Origin of the sequence: Paludibacterium yongneupense DSM 18731 (assembly GCF_000422925.1) — a bacterium.
GTDB lineage: Bacteria > Pseudomonadota > Gammaproteobacteria > Burkholderiales > Chromobacteriaceae > Paludibacterium > Paludibacterium yongneupense.
In genome coordinates this window covers 1-1,030 of record NZ_AUGZ01000062.1, presented here as the reverse complement: position 1 = coordinate 1,030, position 1,030 = coordinate 1, and the positions used below count along the sequence as shown (strand labels likewise).

1 protein-coding gene is annotated in these 1,030 nt (G+C 60.8%); it reads left to right on the top strand.

Translation table 11 applies throughout. The features are described 5' to 3' along the window. Positions 1–80: 80 nt before the first annotated feature. On the top strand, positions 81–1,030 hold a 950-nt coding region (locus tag G520_RS22950; RefSeq protein WP_211222836.1), incomplete at its 3' end, for an AIDA repeat-containing protein.

The window sequence follows — 1,030 nt, the reverse complement described above, 5'->3', positions numbered from 1 at the left end:
TGCGGGCGAGGACGGCGTCGCGCTTGTTGGGGACACTGCTGGCACCGTTCTGCAGTCTGTGCCTGCAGCTAGGCGCCGCGATGCCGGCACAGGCGTATACGGTCAATGTCAGCAAGGGTGGAACCATTGCCTACGAATACGTCGACGGGACCCAGAATGTCTATTCCGGCGGTGACGTTTTCAGCGAGCAGGTAACTGGGAGGGGGAGTATCAATATCTTCAGCGGTGGCGGCGCGCGTTACACCACCGCGACCAATGGCGGTTCGCTGTTGCTTCAGCCTTCAGCCGTATATGGGGGCATATCGAGCACCTTGCTGAGTGCTGGGGGAATCGCATTTATCCTTGGCGGAACCGCGTACGACACAAATATCTACAGTAGCGATAGTCGGCAGGAAGTGACGACCAACGGTGTGGCGAGCGGGACCCGAGCCCAGAACGGAGGGGTGGAAAGCGTCGGCTATGGCGGGAAATCGGTCAGTGCCTATCTTATAAACGGTGGGACGCAGAAGGTCTTTGCCAATGGCCTGGTCGTGGCTACTCAAGTCGCATCGGGCGGCAGTCTACAGCTCAGCGCATACGGTTCGGCCTCGAGCGCCCAGATCGGTAGCGGCGGCTCTATCATCATGAGTGGCGGCGGTACCGCAAGCAGTACGACGGTCTCTGCCGGGGGTTATATCTACACCTCGGGTGGCGGGACCGCGATCGAGACGAGTCTAGCTGGTCTGGCTATTGCCAACACCGGCGGCTTGTTTTCGGCGACCACGATTAAGTCCGGTGGGGTGCTGAGTGCGCAATGGGGAGGCGTCGCCAGCGCGACTACGGTACAGAGCGGAGGTATTCTAAGCGTCGGGGCGGATAGCAATATCTATGACACGACCGTCAACTCTGGCGGTAATGAGACCGTAGCCTGGCATGGTGTTGATTCCGGCACGGTTGTCTCCAGCGGCGGCAATCTGGTGGTCAGTTCGGGCGGCGTGACCCAGGGTGCCACACTCTATGCGGGCGCCAACGTCAGTGCCCTGTCCGGCGC